Source organism: Paraburkholderia sp. BL25I1N1, assembly GCF_003002025.1.
GTDB lineage: Bacteria > Pseudomonadota > Gammaproteobacteria > Burkholderiales > Burkholderiaceae > Paraburkholderia.
On the sequence record NZ_PVZB01000006.1, the window covers coordinates 251,406 to 276,947 of the forward strand.

Genomic DNA, 25,542 nt, shown 5'->3' on the forward strand with positions numbered 1-25,542 from the left:
GCTCAGCGCATGAAGGACACGACTTTTTCGCCATGCGAGGCCGGCGCGGTATCGCCGGCGTCGTGGGTTTGGGGCGCATTGCTGTAATCCGCCATGCGCGCGATGTACCACTCGCAGAACTTCTCGACGAGCCCTTCCGTGAACGGCGAATACGGGCCCGGCTCATACGCGCTGCTGGTCGCGCCGCGCTGCGAGTATTCGACGAGCGCGCGATCCTGGTCGTTGGTGGCGCGCCACACGGCTGTGAGGTTGTTCACGTCGTAATCGATGCTTTCGCGCGCGTCCTTATGAACGAGCCACTTGGTGCGCACCAGCGTCTTACCGGCCGAGAGCGGAATCACCGAGAAGCTGACGATGTGATCGCTCATGAAGTGATGCCACGAATTCGGCTGCGTCCAGAACGACAGTCCGCCGAGGTCGGCCTGCTCGAAGCCGCCGAGCAGTTTCTTCGACGCCACTTTCGCGTCGAGCGTTTGCGATTCGCCGTCGCGATCGAGCGGCAGGCGTTGTGTGCGGAAACCCGTGACCAGATCCGCCAGCCGTTCGATTTCCGCCGACGGCAGCTTCATCGCCTCCCATTGCGCGGTACGGCGCGCCACGGTCTCTTCGAACGCGGCCATGCCCTCTTCGTTGGCCGGCGTGCGTTGATAGCCGAAGCCGTATTCGTAGAGCGAAATGGTCAGCTCGGGATGGTTCGCGACGCAGTGATAGCACTCGCGATTGTTCTCCATCGTGAGCTTCCAGTTGCCGTCTTCGATAATGTCGATCGAGGCCGCGATCTTGCATCCGGCCAGATCGTGCGGCTGCAGATACGGTTCCATCGCGGCACGCATCACGGCGAAGTCGGTCGGCGGATTATCGGCGAGGCAAATGAAAATGAGGCCCGCCAGATTCTCGACATGCACGGACTTCAGGCTGTGTTTGCAGCGGTCGAACTGATCGCCCATGTGTTCGGCGAACATCAGGTCGCCGTTCAGGTTGTAGGTCCAGCTGTGATACGGGCAGACGATATTGCCGAGCGAGCCTTTGTCGGTATTGCACAGGCGCGCGCCGCGATGGCGGCAGACGTTGTGAAACGCCCTCACCTGCATGTCGTCGTCGCGTACGATCAGGATCGAATCGTTGCCGATTTCCACCGTGATGTAATCGCCCGGTTCCGGCACGTCCGGTTCCACCGCAACCTGGATCCAGTGTTGCCGGAAGATTGCGTCCATGTCGAGCGCGAAAATATCCTCGCTCGTGTAGAACGGCGCTTCCAGCGTGTAATTCTTTTTGCGGCGTTCGATCATTGCGCGAACGTCTGCCGAAACTTTCATTGTGTGCTCCGTTGCATGTCACGTCTGGCGCCGCGCCAGGCCCTCCTGGACGCGTGCTGGCCCGAACCGGAAATCAGTAATCCACGAGTTGATGCTCGCGCAAATACGCCAGGATCACTTGTGCTTTTTCGACAGAACTTCCTTCAATTACGACGCTGCCGCCACGGCTTTCGGTCGTCGTGGCCGAGAGCATGCGGGCGTGGCCGGAGCGCTTTTCGGCCGCGGCGAGCCGCACCGGTTTGGCGGCTGCCGGGCGTACGGTCCAGGCGAGGTCGTCGGGGTTGGCGGCGGCAGGCGCCGCAACCGGGCGGATCGTGCCTTCGCGCAAGCGCGCATAGGCGTAGGTCGGTGCGGCGTTGGCGAGCGGATGCACGGCGATCAGCGCGGGCAGCCGCACTTCCACGCGGCGGCGCAAACCCTTCGGCATGAATTGGCGGACTTCCGCGCAGCCGTCGCGCAGCGTGATGTCGACGGCCGCGCCGACCAGGGGCATTTCCAGCGCATTGGCGACGCGATACGGCAGCATGCCGCTGTCGAACGCGCCTTCCGCGCGCGTGCCGGTCAGTACGAGGTCGTAGCCGCGCAGACGCGCGACGAGCGGCGCCGCTGCGTCGGTCTGCAATTCAGGCGTTGCGGCTATTTCGAGCACTTCGACTGAGCGTGCGCCGAGTGCCAGATATTCCTTCAACGCAGGATTAGACGGATCGCCCGCATGCAACACGTCGAGCGTTGCGTTGTGCGTTCTGGCAAGCGAGAGCGCGAGAGTCAGCGCGGCGGCGTCGTTGCGGCTGTAGCGCGCGGTGCCGCTCACCGGATGACGGCCCACGGAAACGAGGACGGCGATCTTCATGCCAGCGCTCCTTCGGCCACAGCCGTTGAATTCAGCAGCGCGGCACCGGTTCCGCGTGCCGTGCGCGCCGCAGCCGCCGCTTCGTTGAGCGCCGCGATGGTTTCCTGTGCGTCCGCGATCACCGTGAGATTCGCGCGTTTGGCGATCGGCGCGCTGGCGTCGAGGTTCACCGCGATCACATGCCGGCAATCCTTGATGCCTTGCAGATGCTGCACCGCGCCGGAAATGCCGAACGCGATATAGACGCTTGCCTCGACGGTCTTGCCGGTCGCGCCGATCTGCTTGTCGCGGGTGAACTTGCCGTCGTCGACAGCAACGCGGCTCGCGCCGATTGCCGCGCCCAGCGTGACCGCAAGACGCTCGAACGCCGGCACGTCGCTCACGCCGTTGCCGGCCGAGACGATGAAATCCGCTTCTTCGAGCGCGAGTTGCGCGGCGTCGATTTCCTCGATGCCGAGATCGCGCGCTGTGCCGTGCCCTTGCTGCTGCGACGCAGGTTCGCCGTCGAAACGCCACATGACGCGTTCGCCCGCACCGACAAACGGCAGCTTTGCATCCACTGCGTTGGGCGCGAGCAGCACCACCTCGGGCAAAGCGCGCGAGGCGAACGCTGTATTCGCTTGAACATAGCTCGCCACATGCGCGGCATCGATCTCGACGACATGCGCCGCCACGCTTGCATTCGCGGCGGCGGCATAACGGCGGCCGAGATCGCCGTCGCCGGTTGCGTTGTCCGGCAGGAAAATGTGCACCGGCGCGTACGCCGCGACGCACGCAGCCAGCGCGTTCAATTCGTCCAGCGGCGCAAAATTGCGGCGGTCGAACATCGGCAACTCGATCAGTTTGTCGGCGCCGAGCGCGGCAGCATCGCCGTTGAATTCGCCGAATACCAGCAGCACGACTTCAGTCGCGGCGTCGGCAATCAGCGCCGCGCCGGCCAATGTCTGCCGCGCGTGGTCGTCCAACGCGCCACGGTCCGCATGCGCGGCCACGAGTATCACGCGCTGCGGTGCCGCCGTGGTGCGGCGCGGTTTGGCCTGTTCGCGGTGCGAGGCGCCAGCGCCGTGCGTGGCCGTTTCCATTGAACCGGCAGCACCCACTACGCCGAGCGTGATGCGTTTGAGTCCGTCTGCCGTGATCGTGAACGGACGGCGCGGATCGATTCGTTTGAGCGTGTTCATCGCGTTACTCCAGCGCCGCTGCAACCAGTTCGGCGACATCCAGCACTTCCGGACGCGGCCCCACCACGCCTTCGAGCATCGCCGTGCAATTCGGACAGCCCACCGCGACGATCTCCGCGCCGACCGTTTTCGCGTCGTCGATACGGATATCCGGAATACGCCGCTTGCCCGGAATATCGGTCAAGGGTGCACCGCCGCCACCGCCGCAGCAGCGTCCGCGCATGCCGTTGCGCTCCATCTCCACGACCTTGATGCCGATGGTCTTCAACAGCTTGCGCGGCGCTTCGGTCTCACCGTTATAGCGGCCCAGATAGCACGGGTCGTGATACGTGATCTTGCGGTCCGCGAAAGCGGCGACCGCGCGCGGGGTCAGCTTGCCGCTCGCGACCAGTTGCTCGATCAGCGCCGTGTGGTGCTGCACTTCGTAGAAACCGCCCAGCGCGCGATACTCGTTGCGCAGGCTGTGCAGCACGTGCGGATCGGCGGTGACGATCTTGCGGAACGAGTACTGCGAGAGCGTGCCGATCAGCTTCAGTGCGAGTTGCTGGAAGGTGGCCTCGTCGCCAAGACGCCGGGCCGTGTCGCCGGTATCGGTTTCCACGCCGCCCAGCACCGCATAGTCGATGCCCGCGCGATTCAGCACCTTGACCAAAGCGCGTAGCGTGCGCTGATAGCGCATGTCGAACGCGCCTTCGCCGGCAATCAGCAGCACGTCCACCGGACGTCCCGGCTGCGCGACCTGCACCTGCAGATCGACGGCCCAGTCGTAACGCGCGCCGATGTCGTAGCCGTTCGCACTGCCCGTCTCGCGCAGATTCGCGAGCGTGATCGGGCCTTTGCCCGGCACGCTGCCTTCCACCAGCGTCTGATTGCGGCGCATATCGACGATCGCGTCCACATGTTCGATCAGCATCGGGCATTCCTGCACGCACGCGCGGCAGGTCGTGCATGACCACAGCGTGTCCGCTTCGATCATCGTCGAGATGAGCGGCCTGTCGGGCGCGCCGGCATGCTTGCCGAGCGGAATGCCCGGCGTGGGACTGCCCGCGTATTCCGCGTCCGTGCCACCCACCATGCCCGTGACCAGATCCTGAATCAGCTTCTTCGGATTGAGCGGCTGACCGGCGGCGAACGCCGGACAGGCCGCTTCGCACTTGCCGCACTGCACGCACGCATCGAAACTGAGCAACTGATTCCAGCGAAACTCGACCGGCTTGCCGACGCCGTATTCTTTCGCGTCGAGCAGCGGCGCTTTCAATGCCGTAGGCGGCACCACGTCGTTGTCATTGCGCTCCGCAAAACGCTCCTGACGCGGATGAAACGCAAGGTGCAGCAGACCAGCGAGCGCGTGCTTCATCGGCCCGCCGCGCGCCGCGCCGAACGTCATCGCAAACGCGCCCGTCGCGATTAGCAGCGCGACGATGATCGCAAGCGCGCCGGACATCGCACCGGCAGGCAGCGCGATGAACAGCGCGAGACCGAGTGCGAACGAGCCGAGCAACAGCGGCAGATGATCCCAAGGTCCGCGCGAGAGCCGCGCCGGCACCGCTTTCGCACCATGACGGCGACGCCAGACGAACACTGCGCCGACCAGCATCACGAGCGCGGCGAGAAAGATCAGCTTGTCGAGCCACGGCGAGTAGATCGCCAGACCGTAATTGACGAACACCAGCGCCATCGCGAGAATCGCGCCGCCCGCGGTCGCCACGTGCGTTTTGGCGATGTACGGATCGCGCGCCACCACATGATGCAGATCCACGAAGTAGCGCTTGGGAATCGACAGCAGATTGGTCCAGCCGTACGCGCCCGCCGCCGTCGCGCGGCCTTCGCGCCAATACGCGGCGCGTTTGACGAGCGCGAACGCCAGACCCGCCACCGACAACCACAGCAGGACGGTGATGACAAACACGGGGCTCATCGTCAGAAATCCTTGCAAAGGCGCAGCGCGTCGTAAATCGCGCCGTGAATGTTGTGCATGGAAATGCAGTCGCCGACACGGAACAGCAGGAAGCGGCCATTGCCGAGTTCCTCGCTCAAAGACGGTTGCGGCTCGGAGGCGAACAGCTTATGCACGTCCACCTGGCCGCGATTCACCGACTCCGGCTTGAGCTTCCAGTACAGCTCGTCGTTCGGCGTGCTGCCGTTCTCGATCACCACCTGATCGACCGCGCGCTCTTCCTGCTCTTCGGTGTACTCGTTGCGGATCACGGCGATCTTCTTGCCGTCTTCCTCGTAGACCTTATCGAGCCAGTAGTTCGGCGTATGGATCACGCCTTGCGCGTAGAGCCGGCGGTAGAAGATCGGGAAGGTGGTGCCGCCCACATCGTCGGCAACCTTCACGTCCGGCGTCACGATCTCGACGTTCGAACCGCGGCTCGACATGAAGTCGGCCACGCCCGCGCCGGCATGCGTGCTCACGCCGTCGTACACCAGCACGTTCTTGCCCGGCTCGACCTTGCCCGAGAGCACATCCCACGAACTCACGGCGAGGCCTTCGTCGACGCCCCACGCCGCCACTTGCGACGTGAACGACGAACCACCCGTGGCGAGCACGACGATGTCCGGCTTCTCGGCCATGATGGTTTTCTCGTCGGCGGCGACACCGAGGCGCCGGTCCACGCCGAGGCGCTTCGTCTCCATGTCGAACCAGCGCACGATGCCCGCCATCTGTTCGCGCTGCGGCGCTTTCGCGGCCAGCATGATCTGGCCGCCGACGTAGTCATTCTTCTCGAACAGCACCACGTCATGGCCGCGCGACTTCGCCACGCGCGCCGCTTCGAGTCCCGCCGGGCCCGCGCCGACCACCACCACCTTGCGCTTCGGCCCGCGCGTTTTGGCGATCACGTGCGGCATCGTTTCTTCACGCGAGGTCGCGGCGTTCTGCACGCACAGCACGTCGAGCCCGTTGTACTGGCGGTCGATGCAATAATTCGCGCCGACGCACTGCTTGATTTCGTCCTCGCGGCCATCGCGAATCTTGATGACCATATGCGGATCCGCAATTTGCGCGCGCGTCATGCCGACCAGATCGACCATGCCGCTGGCGAGCAAGCGTTCCGCCTGGCCCGCGTCGCGAATGCTTTGCGCGTGCATGACCGGCAGCTTCACCACCGACTTGATGCCAGCCGCGAGATGCACGAACGGTTCGGGCGGCAGCGCCATCGGCGGCATGCAGTTGGCGAGCGTGTTATGCGTGTCCGCACCCGAGCCGATTACGCCGAGGTAATCGATCAGGCCGGTTTCGCTCATCGCCTGGGCGATTTCCTTCAGTTGTTCGTGATCGAGCCCGTCTTCATGGAACTCGTCGCCACACATGCGCAGGCCGACGCAGAAGTCCGCGCCGACTGCTTCACGCACGGCCTTCAATACTTCCGTGCCGAAGCGCAGGCGGTTTTCGAGCGAGCCGCCCCACTCGTCGGTGCGAAAATTGGTGCGCGGGCTCCAGAACTGGTCGATCAGATGCTGATGCGCCGCCGAGATTTCCACGCCGTCCATGCCCGCATCTTTCACGCGTTTCGCGGCGGCCGCGAAGTCGCTGATGATGCGGCGAATTTCCTCGACTTCGATGATCTTCGCGTTGCCGCGATGCACCGGCTCACGCACACCGGACGGCGACATCAGATGCGGCCAATGCTCGCCATGAAACGCGGAACGGCGTCCCATGTGCGTGGCCTGAATCATGATTTTCGCGCCGTGCGTGTGCATGGCTTCGGCAAGCCGCGCGAGCGGATCGATGATCTTGTCGGTCGACAGATTCACCGACTTCCACCAGCCTTGCGGACTGTCGATCGACACCGGGCTCGAGCCGCCGCACACCGCGAGGCCGACGCCACCCTTGGCCTTTTCTTCGTAGTAACGGATGTAGCGGTCGCCGGGCAAGCCGCCCGGCTCCGCATAGACCTCCGCATGCGCGGTACTGACGATGCGGTTGCGCAAGGTCAGCTTGTTCAGCGTGAGAGGCTTGAAAAGGTTCGGGTAACGCATTGCGATCGACCTCGGAATGGAGTGCTTTTTTGCGGTGCCGTGCGCGCTCAGGAAGCCAGCGGCGACACTTCGAACACGCAGTGGTCGTGGTGCTCGGCCGCGCATTGCGCTTCTCTCGAATGCGACGGCGGGCCCTTGCGCGACGCGTCCGGCGCGGTGTCGTTGACCCAGTCCATCGCGCCCGCGAACCAGCCGGCGAACATGTAGCAAAGCTTGCCGACCTTGTCCGGCTGCGCCAGCACGAACGACGAGTGATGCAGTTCGATGCGCGCGTGCGAGCTCGACGGATCGGCTTCGGTGATCGTGAAGATGCCCCAGCCGCGCTGCGACAGACGCTTCAGGTAATGCTCGAACACCGCCATGCCGGCAAGGCCGTGCTGCTTCGCTTCCTTGTCGCACCAGAAATACGCGGACTTGTAGCCGGCCTTGTAGAGAATCTCGGCATACGTGTCGAGGCCGAGCGCTTCTTCCACGGCAGTGTGGTTGTTCGTGAAGAAATGGCGCGGCACGTACAGCATGGGCAGCGCGTCGGTGGTCCAGACGCCGGTGTTCGCATCGACGTCGATAGGCAGTTGAGGTTGCATGTGGAGGCTCCGGTTTTTATGTGTGCGAGTGGGGTTTCAGCAGCGCTGGAAGGTCACACCTTCCAGACTTCGCCAAACACCCGTACCCAGTTTTCACCCATGATCTTCTTGATGCGCGTCTCGCTCCAGCCGGCGCGCTCCATCGCGGCCGTCAGGTTGGGAAACTCGCCGATCGTGCGGATGCCTTCCGGATTCACCACCTTGCCGAAGTTCGTCAACTGGCGATAACGGCCTTTGTCGTGCGTGATCCAGTCGAAGAACTCCGTGCTGTAGCCTTGCGTGAAGTCGGTGCCGATGCCGACCTGGTCTTCGCCGATCAGATTCACCACGTACTCGATCGCTTCGATATAGTCTTCGACGGTCGCATCCGGGCCGCGCTTGAGGAACGGTGCGAACATCGTCACGCCGACGAAACCGCCCGCGTCGGCGATCTCCTTCAGTTGCTCGTCGCTCTTGTTGCGCGGATGCTCTTTCAGACCGGACGGACAGCAATGCGAGTAGCACACGGGCTTGTTCGACGCGGCGATCGCCTCAGAAGAAGTCTTACCGCCCACATGCGAGAGATCGACCATGATGCCGACGCGGTTCATCTCCTGGATCACCTCGCGGCCATAGCCCGACAGGCCGCCGTCGCGCTCATAGCAACCGGTGCCCACGAGGTTCTGCGTGTTGTAGCAAAGCTGCACCACGTTCACGCCGAGGTCCTTGAACGCCTCGATATAGCCGAGGTTGTCCTCGAAAGCATGCGCGTTCTGGAAACCGAAAATGATGCCTGTCTTGTTCTCTTTCTTCGCGCGGAAAATGTCGTCCGTGGTGCGCACCAGCGTGAGAATCTCGCCGTACTCGCGAATCTGCTGCTTCATCTCGGCGATGTTGTCGACGGTCTTCTGGAAGCTTTCCCAGACCGAGACCGTGCAGTTCACCGCGGTCACGCCGCCCTTGCGCATGTCCTCGAACACCGAGCGCTCGAACTTCGAAATGTTCAGACCGTCGATGATGATGCTGTTGTCGTGCAATGTGCTCATCGTGTGCTCCAGGCGTACTCAGTAGATGGGGAAGCGTTCGCACAGCGCGAAAATCTCGCGGCGCACGCGTTGTTCGGTGGCGGCATGGCCTTCGGGTTGGTCGCGCAGCGCGTCGAGCACCTCGACGATCAGCCGCCCGATTTCGCGGAACTCGCTGACGCCGAAGCCGCGCGTGGTGCCCGCGGGTGTACCCAGGCGGATGCCTGAAGTGATCGTCGGCTTCTCGGTATCGAAGGGAATGCCGTTCTTGTTGCAGGTGATGCCCGCGCGTTCCAGCGCCTGCTCGACCTGGTTGCCTTTCAGGCCCTTGGGTCGCAGATCGACCAGCAGCAGATGGTTATCCGTGCCGCCCGTGACCAGATCGACGCCGCCCGCCTTGAGCACTTCGCCGAGCGCCTGCGCATTCGCGAGCACGCTGTCGATGTAGGTCTTGAAGCCCGGTTCCAGCGCTTCGCCGAACGCGACCGCCTTGCCGGCGATCACATGCATGAGCGGACCGCCCTGCAAGCCAGGGAACACGGCCGAGTTGATCTTCTTCGCGATGTCTTCGTCATTCGTCAGCACAAAGCCGCCGCGCGGACCGCGCAGCGTCTTGTGCGTGGTCGACGTCACCACGTGCGCATGCTCGACCGGATTCTGGTGACGCCCCGCCGCGATGATCCCGGCAATGTGCGCCATATCCACCATCAACTTTGCGCCGACGCTATCGGCGATCGCGCGCAGTCGTGCAAAATCCAGCGCACGCGGATAAGCCGAAAAGCCGGCGATCAGCAACGCGGGTTTGTGCTGCTGCGCGAGTTCTTCGATCTGCTCGTAATCGATCAGCATCGTGTCGCGATTCACGCCGTACTGCACCGCGTTGAACCACTTGCCCGACATGGCCGGCTTGGCGCCGTGCGTGAGGTGGCCGCCGGCGTCGAGCGACATGCCGAGCACCGTGTCGCCCGGTTTCACCAGCGCGAGCATCACCGCGCCGTTCGCCTGGGCGCCGGAATGCGGCTGCACGTTGGCGAATTTCGCGTTGAACAGTTGCTTGATGCGGTCGAGCGCCAGCGTTTCGACCACGTCGGCGTATTCGCAACCGCCGTAGTAACGCTTTCCCGGATAGCCTTCCGCATACTTGTTGGTCAGCACCGAGCCCTGCGCTTCGAGCACCGCGCGCGACACGATGTTTTCCGACGCGATCAGTTCGACTTGCGACTGCTGGCGCTCGAGCTCTTTCAGAATAGCGCCGCGCACCGCTGTATCGCGCGTGGCGAGCGTTGCTTCGAAGAAAGGATTCGGGTTCGACATGGAAGGTCCGTGGAGTCGTTGACGGAAGGCCGGAAGCCGCGTCTGGGCTTTGCCTGGCCCCTGCTACTACCGGTGTGCATTGCGTCTATTCTTGACGCTCGCCTCGCCCGCCAATTTATGAATTCAGACGCGTTCTTTGCCTTTTCCGCCATATGCGTCCTTTTTTCACAAGTCGGCGCTGCCGCGCTCCCTCCCTTGACCGAACGAGCGTGCAGAACGCGCGTTCATGCTGCACTGCACGCGAACGCCGTGCGCGCTTCAGGTGCGCAAGCGGACCCGTACGGCTCTGTTCTGGTGCCATCTGTTTAGTTATCCGAGCCGTATACGGGCTAACCGAGGGTTTAGCCTGATGGCACGGTAGTTGCCATAGTCATCAAAATTAAAGAAGTCGCTGCTCCCCACGGCGACGTGACATTACAGATTCGAAGGAATCATTCCTCTCATGTCCACCGATCGCACGGCGTCGTTGTCGCATTTCGCTTTCATGCCGGTTCCCAACTTCACCATGATTGCGTTCACCAACGCGATCGAAGTCCTGCGCATGGCGAACTACCTCACGGGCCAAACGCTTTACCGCTGGTCGATCGTGAGTCCCGACGGCGGCCCGGTCACGGCCAGCAACGGTTTGTCGGTCGATACGGGACCGGTCGAATGCGTCGGGCAGCCGGACATCGTGTTCGTGGTCGGCGGCATCGACGTGCAGCGCGCCACCACTCCCGCCCATCTTTCCGCGTTGCGCCGTTTCGCGCGGTTGGGCTGCGTGCTCGGCAGCCTGTGCACCGGCACCTACGCGCTGGCGCGAGCCGGGTTACTGGCGGGTTATGCTTGTGCGATTCACTGGGAGAACATGTCGGCGCTCAAGGAAGAGTTTCCCGACACGCGCTTTCTGAAAGAACTGTTCGTGATCGATCGCGATCGCGTCACGTGTACCGGCGGCGTGGCGCCGCTCGACATGATGCTGAACCTTATCGCGCCACGCGTTGGCACGGCACGCGTCACGCAGATCGCCGAGCAGTTCATCGTCGAACATGTGCGCGACACCAGCGCGCAACAGAAAATGCCGCTGGTGGCGCGACTCGGCTCGGCCAACAAGTCGCTCTTCGAAGTGATCTCGCTGATGGAGAACAACATCGAGGAGCCGCTCTCGCGCGAAGAACTCGCGCGCCTCGCCGGCATGTCGCAACGCCAATTGCAGCGCCTGTTCCGCGAACATCTGGGCATGACGCCGACGCACTACTACCTGACGCTGCGTCTGCGGCGCGCGCGCGAGTTGTTGCTGCAAACCGATATGTCGATCATGCACATCACGATGGCATGTGGCTTCCAGTCGGCGTGCCATTTCTCGAAGAGCTATCGCGACGCGTTCGGCACGGCGCCGACGCGCGAGCGGCGCAAGCAGGCGCCATCGCTCGCGGCAGTGCCGGTGCTGGCGGCTTGAGGCGATTGATAGATTGACGGCTTGAGTGCGCAGCCGCCGCAAATACAAACGCGTTGAGCGGTTTTCCGGTCAACGCGTTTTTTGCAGGCCAGCGGTTTCGGCTATTCACCTTTCCGCCCGACGACGGCGCAGCGCTGCGCGAGACTGCGCATGCAGTCCCGCCGCCACTTCATGCCGCGCTCAAGCCACGATCAAGCCGCCTTCAGCAAGCCATGCGGATCGATCACAAACTTCTTCGGCGCGCCGCCATCGAACTGACGATAACCATCAGGCGCCTGGTCGAGCGACACCACGGTCACGTTGACGATATCCGCAATCGGCAAACGGTCCCACAAGATGGCCTGCATGAGATTGTGGTTGTACTTCATGACCGGCGTCTGCCCGGTATGGAACGAGTGCGACTTGGCCCAGCCCAGACCGAAACGGATGCTCAGGCTGCCTTTGCGCGCGGCGGCGTCGGCGGCGCCCGGATCGTCCGTGACGTACAGGCCTGGAATGCCGATCGCGCCGGCGGCCCGGGTGATCTCCATCAATGAGTTGAGCACGGTGGCCGGCGCTTCCTCGTGCGATCCGCTGCTGCCGTGGCCGTGCGCTTCGAAGCCGACGCAGTCGACCGCGCAGTCCACCTCAGGCTTGCCGAGAATCTGCTCGATCTGCTCGCCGAGCGTGGCGTCCTTCGACAGATCGATGGTCTGGAAGCCCATCTTGCGCGCGTGCGCGAGACGCTCCTCGTTCATATCGCCGACGATCGTGCAGGCCGCGCCCAGCAAGCGCGCCGAAGCAGCCGCCGCCATACCCACCGGACCCGCGCCCGCGATATACACGGTGGCGCCGGGCTTCACGCCTGCCATCACCGCGCCGTGGTAGCCGGTCGGCAGAATGTCGGACAGACACGTGAGGTCGCGGATTTTCGCCATGGCCTGCGCGTGATCGGGGAATTTCAGCAGATTGAAGTCGGCGTACGGCACCAGCACGTATTCGGCCTGGCCGCCGATCCAGCCGCCCATGTCCACGTAACCATAAGCGCCACCGGCCCGCGACGGATTCACGTTCAGGCACACGCCGGTATGCTGCGCCTTGCAGGTCGGACAGCGTCCGCAGGCCACGTTGAACGGCACCGAAACGAGATCGCCTATCTTGAGCGTTTCGACATCGCGGCCCACTTCGATCACCTCGCCGGTAATCTCGTGGCCGAGCACGAGGCCGACTTCGGCGGTCGTGCGGCCACGCACCATGTGCTGATCGGAGCCGCAAATATTCGTGCTCACCACCTTCAGGATCACACCGTGACCGATCGACCGGCCACGCGGATCGACCATCTTCGGAAAGTCGATCGACTGCACTTCCACCTTGCCCTGCCCCAGATACACAACGCCGCGATTGCTGCTCATTGTCTGTCTCCATGTCTTGTGAGCGGCGCGCCCGGTTCGCCCGGTTTGTCAAAAAGCACGCCGTTCAACGAGCGTAGCGCCCGGTGAACCAGGCGCATGTGCCGAACGCGACATGGGTTTGGCCGGAACCGACACGGTGAGCGGAGCCCTTGCCCATCCTGCCGCAGATGGCTTTTTATTGATTGACCGTTCAATATAAAAAACCTAACATGGTCGTTCGAATCCACGTGGACGGATTGCTTTCGTTTAACGCAGTCCGCCCGCAGTCAACGCCAGCACCCAACGCCAGCAACAGCGCCCGCACCATGCCCAAACTCGGAATGCGCGAAATCCGCCGCGCGCAGTTGATCGACGCCACGCTCCACACGATCGACCAGACCGGTCTCGCGGGGGCCACGCTGGCTTCGGTCGCGCAGCGCGCGAGCATTTCCACCGGCATCGTCAGCCACTATTTCGGCGACAAGGACGGTTTGCTCGAAGCCACCATGCGTCACGTGCTGCGCGACTTGTGGCAGGCCACGTCACGCAGGCGCCGCGCGGCGAAAGCGGATCCGCGCTCGAAGTTACGCGCGGTGGTCGCCGCGAATTTCGACGCCGAACAGACCAGCGGCCCGGTCATGAAAACCTGGCTCGCGTTCTGGTCCGAGAGCATGCACAAGCCGGCATTGCGGCGGCTGCAGTACGTAAACACGCGCCGCCTGAACTCGAATCTGTGCGCGGATTTTTCCAAAGCCATGCCGCGTGCCGCGGCGCGCCGTGCGGCGAGCGGCCTCGCGGCGCTGATCGACGGCCTGTGGCTGCGCGGCGCGCTCTCGGGCGAGCCGTTCGACACCAGAGCCGCGCTGCGCGTGGCCAACGACTATATCGATCTGGTCCTCGCATCGCACGAGTAAGCACAGGATCAGATCGGCGACACATTCAGAAAGGAGTTAGTCATGGCGGTATTCGCAACGCAACGTCTCTATATCGGCGGCGTGTACGTCGACGCCACCAGCGGCGAAACTTTCGACACGCTCAACCCCGCCACCGGCGAAACGCTCGCGAGCGTGCAGCGGGCCTCGGCGGCCGACGTCGATCGCGCCGTACGATCCGCGCAGGAAGGCCAACGCGAATGGGCCGCGCTCACGGCCATGCAGCGTTCGCGCATTCTGCGCCGCGCCGTCGAGCTTCTGCGCGAGCGCAACGACGAACTCGCCGCACTCGAAACGCGCGACACCGGCAAGCCGATCGCGGAAACCCTCGCGGTGGATATCGTCACCGGCGCGGACGTGATCGAGTACTACGCGGGGCTTGCCACTGCGATCGAGGGACAGCAGATTCCGTTGCGGCCCACGTCGTTCGTCTATACGCGGCGCGAACCGCTCGGCGTTTGCGCGGGCATCGGCGCATGGAACTACCCGATTCAGATCGCGTGCTGGAAGTCGGCGCCCGCGCTCGCGGCCGGCAACGCGATGATCTTCAAGCCGAGCGAGATCACGCCGCTATCGGCGCTGAAGCTCGCCGAGATCTATACCGAAGCCGGCGTCCCCGCAGGCGTGTTCAACGTCGTACAAGGCGACGGACGCGTCGGCGCGATGCTCGCCGCGCATCCCGACATCGAGAAAATTTCGTTCACCGGCGGCGTGGAAACGGGCAAGAAGGTGATGTCGATGGCGGGCGCCTCGTCGCTGAAAGAAGTGACGATGGAACTCGGCGGCAAGTCGCCCCTGCTCGTGTTCGACGACGCCAATCTCGAACGCGCCGCCGACATCGCGATGAGCGCCAACTTCTTCAGCTCCGGCCAGGTCTGCACCAACGGCACACGCGTATTCGTGCAACGCGGCGTGCTCGAACGCTTCGAAGCGCTGGTGCTGGAACGCGTCAAGCGCATTCGCGTAGGCGCGCCCACCGACGCGGCCACCAACTTCGGGCCGCTGATCAGCGCCGCGCAATTGCACAAGGTGCTGGGCTATATCGAAAGCGGCAAGCAGGAAGGCGCGCGGCTCGTGGCAGGCGGCAAGCGTCTCACCGAAGGCCACTTCGGCAACGGCCAGTACGTCGAGCCGACGGTTTTTGCCGACTGCCATGACGACATGCGCATCGTGCGCGAAGAAATCTTCGGGCCGGTGATGAGCATTCTCGTTTTCGACGACGAAGACGAAGCCATCGCGCGCGCGAACCACACCGCTTATGGTCTTGCCGCGGGCGTCGTGACCGAGAACCTGGCGCGCGCGCATCGCGTGATTCATCGACTGGAAGCCGGCATCTGCTGGATCAACACGTGGGGCGAATCGCCCGCGGAAATGCCGGTGGGCGGCTACAAGCAATCGGGCGTGGGGCGCGAAAACGGCATCACCACGCTCGAGCACTACACGCGCATCAAGTCCGTGCAGGTCGAACTCGGCCCGTATCAACCGGTGTTCTGAGGAGAGCGCGCGATGGCTGCGAACGAATACGATTACATCATCGTGGGCGCGGGTTCGGCGGGTAACGTGCTCGCCTCGCGCCTGACCGAAGACGCGGACGTGACCGTGCTGCTGCTCGAAGCAGGCGGCCCCGACTACCGCTTCGACTTCCGCACGCAGATGCCGGCCGCGCTCGCCTTTCCGCTGCAAGGCAGGCGCTACAACTGGGCGTACGAAACGGACCCCGAGCCGCACATGAACAACCGGCGCATGGAATGCGGGCGCGGCAAGGGGCTCGGCGGATCGTCGCTGATCAACGGCATGTGCTATATCCGCGGCAATGCGCTCGATTACGACGGCTGGGCCGCGCACGCCGGTCTGGAAAACTGGACCTATCTGGATTGTCTGCCGTATTTCCGCAAGGCGGAAACGCGCGATGCGGGCGCGAACGCCTATCACGGCGGCGACGGCCCGGTGCACGTGACCACCAGCAAGCCCGGCAATAATCCGCTCTTCGCCGCGATGGTCGAAGCCGGTGTGCAGGCCGGCTTTCCACGCACCGACGATCTGAACGGCTATCAACAGGAAGGCTTCGGCCCGATGGATCGCACGGTCACGGCGAACGGCCGGCGCGCCAGCACGGCGCGCGGTTATCTGGATCGCGCGAAGTCGCGGCCGAATCTCGCCATCGTCACACATGCCGTGACGGATCGCGTGCTGTTCTCCGGCAAGCGCGCGGTCGGCGTCGCGTATCTGCATCACGGCAATGCGGTGAATGCGCAGGCGCGCCGCGAGGTGCTCGTGTGCAGCGGCGCGATCGCGTCGCCGCAGTTGCTGCAACGCTCGGGCGTGGGCCGTTCCACGTGGCTGCGCGAACTCGACGTGCCACTCGTTCACGATCTGCCCGGTGTCGGCGAAAACTTGCAGGACCATCTGGAGATGTATATCCAGTACGAGTGCAAGGAGCCGGTTTCGCTTTATCCGGCGTTGCAGTGGTGGAATCAGCCGGCTATCGGACTCGAATGGCTGGTCAAGGGCACGGGAATCGGCGCGAGCAATCAGTTCGAGGCCGGTGGCTTTATCCGCACGCGCGATGACGATCTGTGGCCGAACATTCAGTATCACTTCCTGCCGGTCGCGATCAATTACAACGGGTCGAACGCCATCAAGATGCACGGCTTCCAGGCGCACGTCGGTTCGATGCGCTCGCCGAGCCGCGGCCGCGTGAAGCTCACGTCGCGCGATCCGAACGCGCATCCGAGCATCCTGTTCAACTACATGGCCGATCCCCTCGACTGGCGCGAGTTTCGCGACGGCATCCGCATCACGCGCGAGATCATGCGGCAACCGGCGCTCGACCGTTATCGCGGCCGCGAACTGAATCCCGGCGCCGAACTGACCACCGACGAACAGCTCGACACGTTCGTGCGCATGCGCGCGGAGACGGCGTTTCATCCGTCATGTTCATGCAAGATGGGCTACGACGACATGGCCGTGGTCGATAACGAGGGCCGCGTGCACGGCATGGAAGCGCTGCGCGTGGTGGACGCGTCGATCATGCCGCGCATCACGACCGGCAATCTGAACGCGCCGACCATCATGCTGGCCGAGAAGATCGCCGACCGGATTCGTGGACGCGAACCGCTGGCGCGGGTGGATACGCCCTACTTCGTGGCGAATGGCGTGGCGTCCAGAAAGCGGGAGACCGCGACCGTTTGACGTGACGCCGTTGCCCGCGCATAAGATTTTCTTTACCCGCGCGCAACTTATCCTCGATTGTCAGTGTCTGGCAAAAGCCGGATAGTGCGGCCTCAAGGCGTTTCAAAGAATCCTTTGGAGCGCCTCCGCCGACAGACAACCCAGGAAACGCGAGAGATGAAGTTCAAAGCCTTCAGCCTAACGGCGACCGCGGTCTTTGCGTTGAACGCTCCCATGAGCCACGCAGCCGATACCACGCAAGACAGCATTAAACGGACAGTCGACGCGGCGATCCAGCCGCTCATGGCGAAAGACGGTATTCACGGCGTGGCGGTCGGCATTGTTGTCGCGGGCAAGCCTTATGTGTACAACTACGGCGTGGCGTCGACGGAAACCAACAAGCCCGTAACGCGCGACACGCTGTTCGAACTCGGCTCGATCAGCAAGACCTTCACGGCAACGCTCGCTTCGTATGCGCAGGTCAGCGGCGATCTTTCCCTGTCGGATACGACGAGCAAGTATTTGCCCGTGCTTCAGGGCAGTCCGTTTGGCAACGTGAAACTGGTCAATCTGGGCACGCATACACCTGGCGGGCTGCCCTTGCAGGTGCCGGACGACATCCATAACAACGACGAACTTATGCAGTATTTCAAGGCATGGCAGCCCAGTTGCGCGCCGGGCACGTGCCGGACTTACGCTAATCCCGGGATTGGCACGCTTGGATTGATCACCGCAAAGAGCATGGGGCAGGATTTCACGGCGTTGATGGATCAGCGCATGTTTCCTGCACTGGGGTTGAAGAACAGTTATATCGATGTCCCGACAGCACGGATGCCGGACTACGCGCAAGGCTACAGGAAAGACGGTGCGCCGATCCGCATGGCGCCCGGCGTGCTGTCCGCCGAAGCCTACGGCGTCAAATCCACCGCTGCCGACATGACACGCTTCATGCAGGCCAACATGAATCTGCTTCAGCTCGACGCCAAGTTGCAGCGCGCAATCACGGACACGCACACCGGCTACTTCAAGGCAGGCGTGTTGACCCAGGATCTGATCTGGGAGCAATACGCGTATCCGGTCGCGCTGAAGACATTGCTGGCGGGCAATTCATCGTCGATGGCTTTAAAGGCGACGCCCGCGGTCGAAATCAAGCCGCCGCTCGCGCCTCGTTCAAACGTGTGGATCAACAAGACCGGTTCGACCAATGGGTTCGGCGCATATGTGGCTTTCGTGCCTGAGGAGCAGTTGGGCATTGTGCTGCTGGCCAACAAGAACTTCCCGAACGAGGATCGGGTGGCTGCTGCTTATAAGATTCTGACGGCGCTTGCTGAGGCCCCGCGTTGAAGAGGGGCGACTCGATCATGAACAGCTTGCGCTGCGTGCCGTTGATCGTTGCGGTCCTTATGAATCTGCCTTCGGCCAATGCCGGCGAAAAGGCACCCGACGCCAATGAGACCGTGGTGCTTCAACGCGTCCCCGTTCCGGGAACCGATCGCGAAATGGGCATGGGCATTGCCGAATTCCCGCCCAATGCCGTCAAGCCGAAGCACAAGGCAACCGGGCCAGAGGTCGCCTATGTGCTCGAAGGTGAAGTCACGGTGCAGGTCGAGGGGCGACCCGCGCAAGTGGTCCACGCCGGAGAAAGTTACCGGATGCCGGCGAATGTCGTTCACGTGACGAGCGCCGGACCGGCGGGCGCGAAAGTGTTGGCGACGTGGGCCTGGGTGCCTGGGAAGCCGTTTAATATTCGCGCTCGGAATTGAATTAGAAAATGAGGATCGGGGTGGCTGCCGCTCCCGTATCACGTTACCTATCCATTTTGATAGGTGTTATCGCACGCGCATCGCCTTCTATACTCGTCCCCGTTTTTGAGGAGGTAGAGAATGCCCGGTGCCAATGACAGCATGCGGATGAGTGCAGCCGGCTATGCAGCCTTACGATTCAACGAGGGCGTTGTGATGCGGTACTACAATGATGCGCCGGCGAACGGCAATTGCACGTGGGGCATCGGTACGTTAGCTCACCTGGGGCCATGCATGCGCGAGTCCGCTCCATTCCGGCAGCCTGCGCAATGAAAGCCCGTCAGTTGGGCGCGGCCATCGCGCTGATTCTCTCTCTCTCGACCGGACTCGCTGGCGCGCAACAGGGCGCGTCGGAGACAACACCGTCTGCGGCGGGATTCGCGGGCAAATGGGTGGTGACTGATGTCGTGTCCTATTCCCCTGTCTCGGCGGGTATCCCGGAGGCGAGGCGAATCCTCGGGAAGGTTCTGACGATCTCGCCAACGCGTATTGAGTTCAATAACCAGAACTGCACGCCGCATAGCGGCTTTGTGGTCAGCGAGGTGGACAGCGCCGCGAAGTTGAAAGAACTTTACGACGTCTACCCGCCGGATGTCGGCCTGCCTGCGCGCACCGCGTTGCTGGACAGCGCGAACTGTACGGCCGTTTTCCGCATGGCCGATAACCGTGTCGCATTCGGTTGGAACGGCGTCATGGTGCGCGCTATCCGCAAGCAATAATCTTCACTCCCGCACCGGACTCAACCCCCCTCGCGCATCCGTCTCGACCGCCTCCGACACCAGCGTCTCGAGCGCCAACCCGCGCGTCTCGATGCCCAAAAGCCACACCGCCGCCGCCGCGATCACAAAACACATCGCGCCGAGCGAGAACACGCCGCCCTGGCCGAACATCGGCAACACCACGCCCACCACATAAGGTCCGATTAGCGAACCCACGCGGCCGATCGCCGACGCGAAGCCCGAACCCGTCGCGCGCGCACCGGTTCCGTACAGCTCCGGCGTGTAGGTGTACAGCACCGCCCACATCGCGAACAGAAAGAACTGCATTGCCAGCCCGGCGCAGATCAACAAGGTCGGCGTCTGAGCATGCAGCGCGGTTTGTCCATACACGTAAGCCATCACGGCGCTGCCCGCGAGCGACGCGATGCAAGTCGGCTTACGCCCCCAACGTTCGACCAGCCACGCCGCGCAAATAAACCCGGGAATCCCGCCGAGCGAAATCAGCACCGTGTACAGCACCGACTTCGTCACCGCAAAGCCTGCCTGCTGCATCAAAGCGCCGAGCCACGACGTCAGCCCATAGAAACCGAGCAGCGCGAAGAACCATAGCGTCCACACCATGATCGTGCGGCGCCGGTAAGCCATGCTCCAGATCTCGCGGAACGCCCCCGTGCCCTTGGCGGCCGGCGGTTCTGCAAGCATGACGGGCGCGCGCAACTGGCTCAGCCCCGCCGCTTTCATCACCTTCACTTCGACCTCGGCGAGAATCTTGTCCGCTTCATGGAGGCGTCCGCGATGTTCGAGCCAGCGCGGCGACTCCGGCACGACGCGACGCACGATCAGTACGAATACAGCAGGAATCGCGAGGAGCGCGAACTCCGTGCGCCAGCCGAACGCCGGCAAGACGAAGTACGACACCACGCCCGAGGTAATGAAGCCGAGCGGCCAGAAGCCATCCATCAGCGCGATCAGACGGCCGCGCGACGCAGCCGGCACGAACTCCGACAACAACGTCTGCGCAATCGGAAACTCCATGCCCATGCCGAAGCCGAGCAGCACGCGATAAAAGATCAACGCTTCCACGCTCTGCGCCGTCGAGCACAGATACGACGCGAGCCCCCACAACACCATGCTCCACTGAAACACAGGCCGCCGTCCGAACCGATCCGCCAGCAATCCGGCGATCGCCGCGCCGATCACCATACCGAAGAAACTCGCGCTGGCCACCAGCCCCGCCGTTGCCGTCGATAAGCCAAATTCCGTCTTGATCGAACCGAGCACGAAGGTCATCGTGCCGAGATCGACGGAATCGAAAAAGAACGCGATGGCGATGATGATAAAAATGGTCCGGTGATAACCGGAGAACGGCAGTCGTTCGAGTCGGGCAGCAGCGCTCGCGCGCGGCGGATAGGCGGTGGACATGTCATCCCCTGGTGGATGCGGCGCTTGCCGCGTGGGTACTCCTGAGTGTTTTCAGTAGACGCCGACATAAATCGGCCACATAGAAGAAATACGTCATCGGGATGGAACGGGTGCGCCGCTCCATGCGCGGCGACGGCGGCGACAGCGGCGCTCAGGCCCGCAGACGCGCCCGCGCGGCGCCGGCAATGCGCGCGAGCGCATCCGCGCTCAACCGTGCTGCGATCCGTTCGACGTATTCATGATGACGCGCCTGCAACGGCGCGCCGAGTTGTTGCGCGAGGATATAACGGATCAACGCAATGCGCCGATGCCGCAGCACGATGCTCTGATCGAGCAGCGCGAGCGCGGCATGGGCATCGCCTTCGTGGCACGCGCGCTCGGTGAGGCGCGCGGTGGCTAGACGTGTCGACGTCATGGCGAATATCGAGGGATGAACGCGCGAGCGGTTCGGACAGGACCGCTCGCCGCGCCTTACGACATCAGCGGCTCGGCTGCGTCGAGCATCATCTTCACGAAGTAGTCCGCGAAGCTGCGGCGCACGACGATATCGAAACTGCTCGCGCCGGTGGGCAGCAGCGTCATCGATGCCTTGAAATAGTGGCTCTGCGCGCACTGCCCTTCGCCGAACAGCTTGGGATGCAGATCGAGCGGGCAACCGCGCGCCAGCACTTCACGCGTGCGCGTGCCGCTGATTTCGAGCACCGTAAAGCCGCTGCCGATATCCACCGCCGAAGCGAACACGCCCGCGAACGCCGCGCCGAGTTTGGCCTGCAACGGCGCGGTGCGCGTTGCGTCGTGCGCGGTGGCCGAGCGTACCAGCCACTCGTCGGGACCGAGCCACATTACGTCGTAGCCGTTGCCGCGCGCCACCGTGTTCGCCTTTTCAGGCGGACGGCAGCCGAGCACGCTTTCAAAGGCGCGCACGAACGCGGCGTCACGCGTATCGCCGCGCACGTTCACGAGTTCCAGAAACGGCCGCTCGTTCAATCTGAACGCCGCGTTGGCCGTCGCCTGATGCTTCTTCAGCAGCGCGTCCGTGCCGACCAGCGGCGACTCCTGCCACACGCCGGTCTGTTTGCCGACAGCACGATCCACGACCGACGCCGTCCCTCTCGTTTCATTCCACATGTTGACGTGCTCCTTCGCTATCGTAGAACACCGAACTGGTGACCTTCGCTGCAATCTGTTTGCCGCTTGAAAGCGGAATCGTGACCGTTTCGCCGATCTTGTCGAGACCGCCCTTGACGACCGCCATCGCGATCGAACGCTTCAGGATCGGGCTGTAATAGCTCGATGTGACGTGGCCGAGCATCGCCGCCGTCTCGCCCTGGAACGGACCCGCGACGATCTGCGAGCCTTCCGGTATCACGAACGACGGATCGTCCGAGAGCAGGCCGACCAGCTGCTTGCGCCCTGCCTTCGCGGTGTCCGAGCGGGTCAGCGAACGCTTGCCGAGAAAGTCCTTCGATTTCGCGACGAGCCCGCCCATGCCGAGGTCGTACGGCGTCATCGAGCCGTCCGTATCCTGGCCGACGATGATGTAGCCCTTCTCCGCCCGCAGCACGTGCATGGTTTCGGTGCCGTACGGCGTGATGTCGAACTCCGCGCCCGCCGCCATCAACGCTTCCCACACCGCACGCCCGACGTTCGCCGGCACGTTCACTTCATACGCCAGCTCGCCCGAGAAGCTGATGCGCATCACGCGCGAGGCCGCGCCCGCTACCGTGCCTTCGCGATAGCTCATGAACGGAAACGCCGCGTTTGCGAAGTCGATGTCCTGGCAGACCTTCTGCAGTACCTTGCGGCTGTTCGGACCGACCACGGCGAAGGTCGCCCAATGATCCGTCACCGACGCGAGCCGCACGCGCATGTCCGGCCATTCGGTTTGCAGCCAGCGTTCGAGCCACGTCAGCACGCGCGCCGCGCCGCCGGTGGTGGTCGTCATCATGTAGTGCTGGTCGGCGAGGCGCACGGTCACGCCGTCGTCGAAGATCATGCCGTTCTCGTCGAGCATCAAACCGTAGCGGCACTTGCCGACCTCCAGCTTGCTCCACGGATTCGTGTAGACCCAGTTCAGCAGCTTCGCCGAATCGGGGCCCTGTATGTCGATCTTGCCGAGCGTGGAAGCATCCAGAATGCCGACGCTCGTGCGCACCGCGAGCGATTCGCGCGCCACTGCCGCGTGCATGTCTTCGCCCGCTTTCGGGTAGTACCACGGACGCTTCCAGTTACCCACGTCCTCGAAAGCCGCGCCGTTTTCCACATGCCATTCGTGCACCGCCGTCTTGCGCACCGGATCGAGAAACTCGCCCAGCTCGCGGCCGGCGAACGTGCCGAAGGTGACAGGCGTGTAGTTCGGACGGAAGGTCGTGGTGCCGGTCTCGGGAATTGTCTTGCCGAGCGCCTGCGCGAGAATCGCCATGCCGTTGATGTTGCCGAGCTTGCCCTGGTCGGTGCCGAAACCCATCGCCGTATAGCGCTTCACGTGCTCGACCGATTCGAAGCCCTCGCGCGCCGCGAGGAAAATATCGGCGGCCGACACATCGTTCTGGAAATCGATGAACTGCTTCGGCCCGCGCGTGGCCATCTCGCGGCCGCCGACCAGCCACAGCGGCTGCATCTTCGCTTCCGTGATCTCGGCTACCTGCACGGGATTCGGCCGCGCGACGATGAAGCCCGCCGCGCGCGCCGCGTCGATGCCGGCATCGACTGCAAAGCGGATGCCCTGACCCAGCGTAAAGTCGCCGGCACAGGCGCCGACGCTCGTCTCCGGCTGCATCGCCTTGCCCGGCACGAAGCAGGCCTTCTCGTCATGCCAGTGCGCCTTGCCGCCCGATTGCGCGAACAGATGCAGCACCGGGCTCCAGCCGCCGGACATGGCGAGCAGATCGCAGGCAAGTTCGCTCTGCTTCGCACCGACCTGTCCGTTCGAATACGACGCGAGATCCACCGACGCCACGCGCAGTTTGCCGTGCGCCGCCGTGATCACGACACCGTTCATCACCTTGACGCCGTAGCGGCGTGCCAAAGCGGGCAGCGTGCCCTTCGATTCGCTCGCGCGCGGATCGACCACTGTCACCTGGGCGCCGGCTGCTTTCAGATCGAGCGCGCATTGATAGCCGTCGTCGTTGTTGGTGAACACCACCGCGTTGCGGCCCGGCAGCACCGCGTAGCGATGCAGATAGGTCGACACGGCCGACGCCAGCATCACGCCCGGCAGATCGTTGTTGCCGAACACGATGGGACGCTCGTGCGCGCCGGTCGCGAGAATCACGCGTTTCGCGCGGATCTTCCACATCAGTTCGCGCGTGCCCTTGCGCTGCGACACCGGCAAATGTTCGGTGAGCCGCTGCGTCACCGTCACGAGGTTGTGGTCCTGATAGCCGAATGCCGTGCTGCGGCACAGGATCTTCACTTCGGGCATCTGCCGCAGTTCGTCTTCGATCTTCTGCACCCAGTACAGTGCGGGCTTGCCGTCGATCTCCGCGCGGCACGACAGCAGCGAGCCGCCGAGTTCCGGCTGATCGTCGACCAGCGTCACGCGCGCGCCGGACAATGCGGCGGCGTGCGCGGCCGCGAGGCCGGTCGGGCCACCGCCCACCACCAGCACGTCGCAATGCGCAAAGCACTTGTCGTAGCGATCCGCGTCCGTGTGTTCCGGCGCCTTGCCGAGGCCGGCGGCGTCGCGGATCACTTCTTCGTACTTCGGCCAGAATTTGCGCGGCCACATGAAGGTCTTGTAGTAGAAGCCGGCCGGAATGAAGCGCGCGAACTTCTGGTTGACCGCCATGCGGTCTTTCTCGATGCTCGGCTTCGCGTTCACGCTGGTGGCGACCAGTCCTTGATACAACTCGACCTCAGTCGCGCGCGCATTCGGCACTGTGTACGCACCGGTTTCGAGTTGCACGACGGCATTCGGCTCTTCCACACCCGCCGTGACGATGCCGCGCGGCCGATGGTACTTCCAGCTGCGCGCAACGAAATGCTCGCCGTTCGCGAGCAGCGCCGATGCCAGCGTGTCGCCCTGATAGCCCTGGTACTGCCGGCCGTTGAAGGTGAACGTCAGCGGCTGGGCGCGATTGATGCGGCCGCCGTTGGGGAGTCGGTCTTTCTGGCTCATGATGCCTTGCCCTCTTGTGCCTTGTTTTGTGCCGTGCTTTGCGTGTTAGCCTCGGCGCTGTCCACGGCGAGCAACGGACGCTCGAACGTCTCGTAGCCCTGGATCTCGTAGCTCACCGTGTCGCGCTGCGCCTTGAACCAGCGGCGGCAGCCTTGCGTGTGCATCCATTGCTCGCGATGCACGCCGCGCGGATTCTTGCGCATGAACAGGTAGTCGCCCCATTCCTTGTCGGTGAGTTTGTCGGTGTCGAGCGGACGGGCAATGTCCGCTTCGCCGCCGCAGGAAAATTCGGTTTCGGCGCGCGGCCCACACCACGGGCATTCGATCAATAGCAT

21 protein-coding genes are annotated in these 25,542 nt (G+C 63.5%); 7 read left to right on the plus strand and 14 right to left on the minus strand.

What is annotated here, in order from left to right; genetic code table 11:
• Positions 1–2: 2 nt before the first annotated feature.
• From B0G73_RS11690 to B0G73_RS11725, 8 genes are all read right to left on the minus strand, one after another.
• The gene (locus B0G73_RS11690) at positions 3–1,316 is read right to left on the minus strand and encodes an aromatic ring-hydroxylating dioxygenase subunit alpha (protein ID WP_106280822.1); all 1,314 of its coding nucleotides are present in this window, start codon (positions 1,314–1,316) and stop codon (positions 3–5) included.
• Between the two features lie 73 nt (positions 1,317–1,389).
• On the minus strand, positions 1,390–2,166 hold the full coding sequence (locus tag B0G73_RS11695) for a drug:proton antiporter (protein ID WP_106280824.1): 777 nt from the start codon (positions 2,164–2,166) through the stop codon (positions 1,390–1,392).
• The gene (locus tag B0G73_RS11700) at positions 2,163–3,347 is read right to left on the minus strand and encodes an electron transfer flavoprotein subunit alpha/FixB family protein (protein WP_106280921.1); all 1,185 of its coding nucleotides are present in this window, start codon (positions 3,345–3,347) and stop codon (positions 2,163–2,165) included. Before B0G73_RS11700 ends, B0G73_RS11695 begins: the two co-directional genes overlap by 4 nt.
• Before the next feature lie 4 nt (positions 3,348–3,351).
• Positions 3,352–5,265 carry a (Fe-S)-binding protein gene (locus B0G73_RS11705; protein ID WP_106280826.1) on the minus strand — a complete coding sequence of 638 codons (1,914 nt, stop codon included), beginning with the start codon at positions 5,263–5,265 and terminating at the stop codon, positions 3,352–3,354.
• 2 nt (positions 5,266–5,267) lie between these two features.
• Complete coding sequence (locus tag B0G73_RS11710) at positions 5,268–7,331, minus strand: NADH:flavin oxidoreductase (protein ID WP_106280827.1); 2,064 nt, start codon at positions 7,329–7,331, stop codon at positions 5,268–5,270.
• A 47-nt stretch (positions 7,332–7,378) separates the two neighbouring features.
• Positions 7,379–7,915, minus strand: a complete 537-nt coding sequence (locus B0G73_RS11715; RefSeq protein WP_106280829.1) for a DUF5943 domain-containing protein — start codon at positions 7,913–7,915, stop codon at positions 7,379–7,381.
• Positions 7,916–7,968: 53 nt separating this feature from the next.
• Positions 7,969–8,940, minus strand: a complete 972-nt coding sequence (locus B0G73_RS11720) for a dipeptidase (protein WP_106280831.1) — start codon at positions 8,938–8,940, stop codon at positions 7,969–7,971.
• A gap of 18 nt (positions 8,941–8,958) precedes the next feature.
• Positions 8,959–10,233 (minus strand): serine hydroxymethyltransferase, encoded by a 1,275-nt coding sequence (locus B0G73_RS11725; RefSeq protein ID WP_106280833.1) that lies wholly within the window; start codon positions 10,231–10,233, stop codon positions 8,959–8,961.
• Positions 10,234–10,675: 442 nt separating this feature from the next.
• On the opposite strand from B0G73_RS11725, the gene B0G73_RS11730 reads away from it, so the two are divergent.
• Complete coding sequence (locus B0G73_RS11730; protein ID WP_106280835.1) at positions 10,676–11,671, plus strand: GlxA family transcriptional regulator; 996 nt, start codon at positions 10,676–10,678, stop codon at positions 11,669–11,671.
• 191 nt (positions 11,672–11,862) lie between these two features.
• Here the strand turns inward: B0G73_RS11730 and fdhA are convergent, their stop codons facing one another.
• The gene (gene fdhA, locus B0G73_RS11735; RefSeq protein WP_106280837.1) at positions 11,863–13,062 is read right to left on the minus strand and encodes a formaldehyde dehydrogenase, glutathione-independent; all 1,200 of its coding nucleotides are present in this window, start codon (positions 13,060–13,062) and stop codon (positions 11,863–11,865) included.
• 305 nt (positions 13,063–13,367) lie between these two features.
• Here fdhA and betI point away from each other — a divergent pair, with 305 nt between their 5' ends.
• The 6 genes from betI (at position 13,368) to B0G73_RS11770 (ending at position 19,665) form a co-directional block, all read left to right on the plus strand.
• The gene (gene betI, locus B0G73_RS11740; RefSeq protein ID WP_106280839.1) at positions 13,368–13,955 is read left to right on the plus strand and encodes a transcriptional regulator BetI; all 588 of its coding nucleotides are present in this window, start codon (positions 13,368–13,370) and stop codon (positions 13,953–13,955) included.
• A gap of 42 nt (positions 13,956–13,997) precedes the next feature.
• Positions 13,998–15,467, plus strand: coding sequence for a betaine-aldehyde dehydrogenase (betB, locus tag B0G73_RS11745; protein WP_106280841.1), 1,470 nt, complete (start codon positions 13,998–14,000; stop codon positions 15,465–15,467).
• A gap of 12 nt (positions 15,468–15,479) precedes the next feature.
• Positions 15,480–17,165 (plus strand): choline dehydrogenase, encoded by a 1,686-nt coding sequence (betA, locus tag B0G73_RS11750; RefSeq protein ID WP_106280843.1) that lies wholly within the window; start codon positions 15,480–15,482, stop codon positions 17,163–17,165.
• A 156-nt stretch (positions 17,166–17,321) separates the two neighbouring features.
• Positions 17,322–18,488 carry a class C beta-lactamase gene (ampC, locus tag B0G73_RS11755; protein WP_106280845.1) on the plus strand — a complete coding sequence of 389 codons (1,167 nt, stop codon included), beginning with the start codon at positions 17,322–17,324 and terminating at the stop codon, positions 18,486–18,488.
• A gap of 17 nt (positions 18,489–18,505) precedes the next feature.
• On the plus strand, positions 18,506–18,907 hold the full coding sequence (locus tag B0G73_RS11760; protein ID WP_106280923.1) for a cupin domain-containing protein: 402 nt from the start codon (positions 18,506–18,508) through the stop codon (positions 18,905–18,907).
• 323 nt (positions 18,908–19,230) lie between these two features.
• The gene (locus B0G73_RS11770) at positions 19,231–19,665 is read left to right on the plus strand and encodes a hypothetical protein (protein WP_258193280.1); all 435 of its coding nucleotides are present in this window, start codon (positions 19,231–19,233) and stop codon (positions 19,663–19,665) included.
• A 3-nt stretch (positions 19,666–19,668) separates the two neighbouring features.
• On the opposite strand, the gene B0G73_RS11775 is transcribed toward B0G73_RS11770, so the two are convergent.
• The 5 genes from B0G73_RS11775 to B0G73_RS11795 form a co-directional block, all read right to left on the minus strand.
• Positions 19,669–21,087 carry an MFS transporter gene (locus B0G73_RS11775; RefSeq protein WP_106280848.1) on the minus strand — a complete coding sequence of 473 codons (1,419 nt, stop codon included), beginning with the start codon at positions 21,085–21,087 and terminating at the stop codon, positions 19,669–19,671.
• A 151-nt stretch (positions 21,088–21,238) separates the two neighbouring features.
• Positions 21,239–21,502, minus strand: coding sequence for a hypothetical protein (locus B0G73_RS11780; protein ID WP_106280850.1), 264 nt, complete (start codon positions 21,500–21,502; stop codon positions 21,239–21,241).
• Positions 21,503–21,558: 56 nt separating this feature from the next.
• Positions 21,559–22,215, minus strand: coding sequence for a sarcosine oxidase subunit gamma (locus B0G73_RS11785; RefSeq protein WP_106280852.1), 657 nt, complete (start codon positions 22,213–22,215; stop codon positions 21,559–21,561).
• Positions 22,205–25,207, minus strand: a complete 3,003-nt coding sequence (locus tag B0G73_RS11790; RefSeq protein WP_106280854.1) for a sarcosine oxidase subunit alpha family protein — start codon at positions 25,205–25,207, stop codon at positions 22,205–22,207. The genes B0G73_RS11785 and B0G73_RS11790 overlap by 11 nt, the downstream gene beginning before the upstream one ends.
• Positions 25,204–25,542 carry a sarcosine oxidase subunit delta gene (locus tag B0G73_RS11795; RefSeq protein ID WP_106280855.1) on the minus strand — a complete coding sequence of 113 codons (339 nt, stop codon included), beginning with the start codon at positions 25,540–25,542 and terminating at the stop codon, positions 25,204–25,206. The genes B0G73_RS11790 and B0G73_RS11795 overlap by 4 nt, the downstream gene beginning before the upstream one ends.

What these genes read in the sequence shown, in the direction of transcription:
- B0G73_RS11760 (WP_106280923.1), top strand. Translation starts at nt 18,506, where the DNA reads ATGAACAGCTTGCGCTGCGTGCCGTTGATCGTTGCGGTCCTTATGAAT.
- fdhA (WP_106280837.1), bottom strand. Translation starts at nt 13,062, where the DNA reads ATGAGCAGCAATCGCGGCGTTGTGTATCTGGGGCAGGGCAAGGTGGAA.
- B0G73_RS11775 (WP_106280848.1), bottom strand. Translation starts at nt 21,087, where the DNA reads ATGTCCACCGCCTATCCGCCGCGCGCGAGCGCTGCTGCCCGACTCGAA.
- B0G73_RS11690 (WP_106280822.1), bottom strand. Translation starts at nt 1,316, where the DNA reads ATGAAAGTTTCGGCAGACGTTCGCGCAATGATCGAACGCCGCAAAAAG.
- B0G73_RS11790 (WP_106280854.1), bottom strand. Translation starts at nt 25,207, where the DNA reads ATGAGCCAGAAAGACCGACTCCCCAACGGCGGCCGCATCAATCGCGCC.
- betB (WP_106280841.1), top strand. Translation starts at nt 13,998, where the DNA reads ATGGCGGTATTCGCAACGCAACGTCTCTATATCGGCGGCGTGTACGTC.
- B0G73_RS11700 (WP_106280921.1), bottom strand. Translation starts at nt 3,347, where the DNA reads ATGAACACGCTCAAACGAATCGATCCGCGCCGTCCGTTCACGATCACG.
- B0G73_RS11710 (WP_106280827.1), bottom strand. Translation starts at nt 7,331, where the DNA reads ATGCGTTACCCGAACCTTTTCAAGCCTCTCACGCTGAACAAGCTGACC.
- betA (WP_106280843.1), top strand. Translation starts at nt 15,480, where the DNA reads ATGGCTGCGAACGAATACGATTACATCATCGTGGGCGCGGGTTCGGCG.
- B0G73_RS11785 (WP_106280852.1), bottom strand. Translation starts at nt 22,215, where the DNA reads ATGTGGAATGAAACGAGAGGGACGGCGTCGGTCGTGGATCGTGCTGTC.
- B0G73_RS11715 (WP_106280829.1), bottom strand. Translation starts at nt 7,915, where the DNA reads ATGCAACCTCAACTGCCTATCGACGTCGATGCGAACACCGGCGTCTGG.
- ampC (WP_106280845.1), top strand. Translation starts at nt 17,322, where the DNA reads ATGAAGTTCAAAGCCTTCAGCCTAACGGCGACCGCGGTCTTTGCGTTG.
- B0G73_RS11705 (WP_106280826.1), bottom strand. Translation starts at nt 5,265, where the DNA reads ATGAGCCCCGTGTTTGTCATCACCGTCCTGCTGTGGTTGTCGGTGGCG.
- B0G73_RS11780 (WP_106280850.1), bottom strand. Translation starts at nt 21,502, where the DNA reads ATGACGTCGACACGTCTAGCCACCGCGCGCCTCACCGAGCGCGCGTGC.
- B0G73_RS11795 (WP_106280855.1), bottom strand. Translation starts at nt 25,542, where the DNA reads ATGCTATTGATCGAATGCCCGTGGTGTGGGCCGCGCGCCGAAACCGAA.
- B0G73_RS11730 (WP_106280835.1), top strand. Translation starts at nt 10,676, where the DNA reads ATGTCCACCGATCGCACGGCGTCGTTGTCGCATTTCGCTTTCATGCCG.
- B0G73_RS11695 (WP_106280824.1), bottom strand. Translation starts at nt 2,166, where the DNA reads ATGAAGATCGCCGTCCTCGTTTCCGTGGGCCGTCATCCGGTGAGCGGC.
- betI (WP_106280839.1), top strand. Translation starts at nt 13,368, where the DNA reads ATGCCCAAACTCGGAATGCGCGAAATCCGCCGCGCGCAGTTGATCGAC.
- B0G73_RS11725 (WP_106280833.1), bottom strand. Translation starts at nt 10,233, where the DNA reads ATGTCGAACCCGAATCCTTTCTTCGAAGCAACGCTCGCCACGCGCGAT.
- B0G73_RS11720 (WP_106280831.1), bottom strand. Translation starts at nt 8,940, where the DNA reads ATGAGCACATTGCACGACAACAGCATCATCATCGACGGTCTGAACATT.